Origin of the sequence: Mesorhizobium sp. LNHC229A00 (genome assembly GCF_000502415.1) — a bacterium.
Lineage (GTDB): Bacteria > Pseudomonadota > Alphaproteobacteria > Rhizobiales > Rhizobiaceae > Mesorhizobium.
In genome coordinates this window covers 1-3,912 of sequence record NZ_AYWQ01000047.1, presented here as the reverse complement: position 1 = coordinate 3,912, position 3,912 = coordinate 1, and the positions used below count along the sequence as shown (strand labels likewise).

The following is a 3,912-nucleotide window of genomic DNA, read 5'->3' as shown; positions in this document are numbered from 1 at the left end:
CCGCTTCCCGAGCCGGCTTCGCCGTCTCGGCCTTCGGGTAACGATCCCTCGCGCAGGGCCAAGGGGAGAGGGCGGCCGGCGCGGGGCGGGGGCGCTGGAGAGAAGGGAAAGTCACGATGTCAATGATGTTCATAGGCGGATCACGCGAGATATTCGAGCTGCCGGAACCTGTCATCGCTCGCATCGGTGCAATCGTTGCTGCCGAGCACGGCGTGCTGATTGGCGACGCGCCTGGAGCCGATGCCGAGGCGCAGAGCCTGCTCGCCGGCTACAAGTACGAGCATGTCGGGGTCTTCCATGCCGGCAAGGAACCCCGCAACAATCTGGGCGACTGGGCCGCCTACCAGGTTCCGTCTCCTGAAGGAGCTCACGAGCATTGGTTCGACGCTGCCAAGGACCGGGAGATGGCGCGGCGCGCCGACTTTGGCATGATGGTCTGGGACGGCGCAGCACCCGGTACGGCCGTCAACGTGCTTCGGCTCGCCATCGCGAACAAGCCGTGCGTCATTTGCGATCTGGCCAGGGGCCGGATGGCGACGACGTACAATGTGGAGAACTGGTGCGCCATGCTCCGCCATGCCGGTCCGGACATTCGCCGCCAAGCCGAAGCCCGCATGACGCCGGACGAGCGTCTGGCGTTGCCAGGATGATGGATGCGGTCCCGCCGACAGCCCGGCGGGTCCGATCCGATTGCTTGATCCGGCCCCTTTCGAACCCGGTCCACGCGCAGAGCCGCAGGGCCTTTTGCGGATGATCATCTTTTCTCGCCTCTGAAGCGGGTGCAAGCGTGCCGAACAACATCTTGGCTTGCCGGGTCATCCAACCTGACTGCGCGGTATCATCCCCCGAGGGGCGTGAAGGTCGCTGCCAGCCGGCCCCGATCTCGAAACGGCTGTGCCGCCATACCGAACATGCAAGTTGGCCACGCGCCGGGCGGCTGTTCGATGTGTTGGCAATGCCGACGATATGACCCGAGAGGCTGCAGCATGTTCCTGCGATCCGGCAGCGTTGCGTCGGCGGTCAAGCGATGGCGGCCTGAGTTCTTCTCCTTCGGTTGCATCGGGGCCATTCCCGTTTCATGTCGCCTTTGTAGACGACCGCCTGCTTTGTGCGGTCAACCCCCGTTGGGGGTACACGNCGGGGCCATTCCCGTTTCATGTCGCCTTTGTAGACGACCGCCTGCTTTGTGCGGTCAACCCCCGTTGGGGGTACACTCGGCGAATATTCAGGAAAATTCGATTTCTGTTTTTTGTCCGCGGGCAGGCGAAGGGCCTGCCCGCAATTTTTCGGCAAATAGAATTTTCCAGAATTTTCGCCGAGATGACCGCAGCAGGACGGCCCTCTCCTTTGGCGCCATCGGGAATGGTCCCGATGCAACCGAAGGAGAACTACCATGGCCACCACGATCGCAAACCTCACCACCAAGGCCGACGGCTCGATGGAAGGCGTCTTTGCCACGCTCCGGGTCAATGCCCCGATCACCCTCATCCCGAACACCAACAAGTCGCGCGAAGACGCCCCCGACTACCGGATCGTCAACAAGCGCACGGGCTTCGAGATCGGAGCCGGCTGGCACCGCATCTCCCAGCGTTCGGGCGAGGAATACCTCTCGGTCAAGCTGGAAGCCCCGGAGATCGGCGTCATCTTCGGCAATCTCGCTCCCGCCCCGGGCGGCGAGGAAAACAAGAAGGTCATCCTCTGGAACAACCCCCAGTGACAGCCACGAGCGGGCCGGCTTCGAGAGAGGCCGGCCCCTTCACCTCGCCACCGGCAAAAGGAGGTTGCAATGAGCCGCTACACCATCACTGTCACAGGCACCGTCACCGGACATGGCCGATCGGATCCAGACGCCGTCATCGGCTACGATCCGCCTCTTCGGACCTACTTCGTGCAAGCGTTCCCACACCAAGAAACCGACGAGCCCGGTCTTTGGCTCGGCACCCAAGATCGCGCGTTCGAAACGCTTGAGGATCTTCACCGCGCAGCCATCTCACATGGCTACGACTTCATCCCGCTGTCGCCCAAACTGGCCGCAAAGCAGGTCGACGACAAGCGGCAGCCAGCGGGCGTCCCAGGCGAGACACAATCCTCGGCCAGGTGCTGAAACACCTCACCCAACCCAAGTAGACAAACACATTTCAGGGCCCGCGTTCCGTCGCGGGCCCTTTTTTTGTGCGTCGGAAAGAGCCACGAACATCACCCTCGCAGTATCCGACAGCGAGTCCAAACCGCCGATTATTCCTTCGGCAGTTTGTGCTTATGAATGCGGATATAATCCTGGACAGCCTTTCGCAGCAGTTCGGTCATGCTGTGCCCGTTGCTGATCGCCAGCAACTTGAACTGCCGCTGCTCCACTGCCGTCAAATAGTACCCGCAGCGGATCATCTCCTCCTCGCGAATCTTCTTTCCGGCGATGGGGTCCTTTTTCTGACCCTGCCGCAGCAGCTTGCGGAAATCGGGGCCGACTGCCGGGGATGGCTTTGTCGGTTCCTGCATCTGTGGTGCAGCTTGCTCTTTGGTCCCTGACGTCTCGACCTTCGGTGGGATGAACATGCTGGGCAGCGCCGGCGGCTGTGTGGAGATCGCCTTCATCATGCGGGCCTTCTTGTCGTCACCAGGTTTCGGTGCGGTTTCTTCACTCATGCCGCGTTCCTTGTGGCTTCGATGAAGGTTTGCAGAAGGTCGTCGAAGACCCCTTCGCTCTCGGCAATCGCCTTCGTGTCAGGCACCTCGGGGCTGTAAAGGGTCTGCCCGGTCTGAAGGTCGCGGTAGGCAACGCGATTGTGCAGGACGTGTTCTGCAATGGGCGTGCCGTTGGCCTGGATGATGGCGCGCAGTTCGGTCAGGGCTCGCGCCCTGCCATCGATGATGGTCTGTTTGGTCAGCACGAATATCGCAGGCAGCGGTCTACCCCGGCTCTCGACCGTCAGCGGGATATAGTGGTCGGTGATCTGGATAGCGGCGGTCACATCGTCGAGGGCAAAATAGACCGGCACGACGACAATGTCGGCGGCGAAGAGCCCGGCCATGAGGTTATCGTTTGTGGTGCCTTCCGTATCGATCAAGACGACCGAGCGTTCACCGTTGTGAGTGGCTGCGGCGCGGAGGATTTCCTGCGGCGTCATCGCGCTCACCATCGTGAGCCTGTCAGGACGATTGCCAGCGTCGCCCAGCATCTCGAACCAGCGGTTCATGTTCTGCCGCCGGTCGCCATCGATAAGAGTGACAGAATACCCCCTATGCAGTGCGACGGATGCGAGGGCACGCAGCATCGTCGATTTGCCAGTGCCGCCCTTTGGGATCGCAGCGGAGATGATCATGGGGGCCTCCTTCCGGCGTTGTCTCCTTGTTTCCATGTCAACATGGAAACAAATCATCATGAACGCATGAAACGAAATCACGGTCGAAACATGGTGACATTGTCGACGGGGAAGGCTGGTTTGGCAACCCAGGCGCGCATCGACAAGGGTTCGCTCAAGGGGCCGTTTTTGCGCAGCTGCTGTCTTCAGCAAGAAGGGGGTGGCCCATCGACCACCCATTTTCCGACTAAGCTTTTCCTGCCGCGCATAGTGCCGTTGTTTCCATGTTAACATGGAAACAAGTCGCCAACCCATCATAGACACATCGCATCAAGTCACGATGGAAATGTCTCGCCCGCGCTGGCTGCTGCTGCTGCTGCTGCTGACGATGCGCCGGTGAGAAAGCGTCCTCGAATTTTTTTTCGCACCTCCTCCTATGCCTGGCAGGATAGCCTATTTTGTGATACACACAAAATAGGCGGCGCGGCCCTGGCGGGCCTTAGCGCCCGCAAGCGGGCTTGAGAGATGGACGCAGACGCCCATAAGGCAGCGGTGATGAGCGCGTCACGACGCTATGGCGAGGTGACGCACATCCGGTTTTCGGCTGACGAGC

The 3,912-nt window shown here is 61.0% G+C and carries 5 protein-coding genes; 3 read left to right on the top strand and 2 right to left on the bottom strand.

Annotated elements, in window-relative coordinates:
- The first annotated feature begins 116 nt into the window (after positions 1-116).
- From X742_RS140710 to X742_RS140720, 3 genes are all read left to right on the top strand, one after another.
- Entirely contained in the window at positions 117-650 is a 534-nt protein-coding gene (locus X742_RS140710; RefSeq protein ID WP_031248781.1) for a hypothetical protein, read from the top strand.
- Positions 651-1,393: 743 nt separating this feature from the next.
- On the top strand, positions 1,394-1,717 hold the full coding sequence (locus X742_RS140715) for a DUF736 family protein (protein ID WP_006205585.1): 324 nt from the start codon (positions 1,394-1,396) through the stop codon (positions 1,715-1,717).
- 69 nt (positions 1,718-1,786) lie between these two features.
- Positions 1,787-2,104: a hypothetical protein gene (locus X742_RS140720; RefSeq protein WP_023775530.1), complete on the top strand. Its 318-nt coding sequence runs from the start codon at positions 1,787-1,789 to the stop codon at positions 2,102-2,104.
- Between the two features lie 131 nt (positions 2,105-2,235).
- On the opposite strand, the gene X742_RS140725 is transcribed toward X742_RS140720, so the two are convergent.
- A complete protein-coding gene (locus tag X742_RS140725) occupies positions 2,236-2,643 on the bottom strand; it encodes a hypothetical protein (RefSeq protein ID WP_023775529.1) in 408 nt (135 codons plus the stop codon).
- Positions 2,640-3,512, bottom strand: a complete 873-nt coding sequence (locus X742_RS140730) for a ParA family protein (protein ID WP_198019283.1) — start codon at positions 3,510-3,512, stop codon at positions 2,640-2,642. The genes X742_RS140725 and X742_RS140730 overlap by 4 nt, the downstream gene beginning before the upstream one ends.
- Positions 3,513-3,912: the final 400 nt, after the last annotated feature.

Coding starts and splice junctions, on each gene's coding strand:
- X742_RS140710 (WP_031248781.1), top strand. CDS start 117: ATGTCAATGATGTTCATAGGCGGATCACGCGAGATATTCGAGCTGCCG.
- X742_RS140725 (WP_023775529.1), bottom strand. CDS start 2,643: ATGAGTGAAGAAACCGCACCGAAACCTGGTGACGACAAGAAGGCCCGC.
- X742_RS140715 (WP_006205585.1), top strand. CDS start 1,394: ATGGCCACCACGATCGCAAACCTCACCACCAAGGCCGACGGCTCGATG.
- X742_RS140720 (WP_023775530.1), top strand. CDS start 1,787: ATGAGCCGCTACACCATCACTGTCACAGGCACCGTCACCGGACATGGC.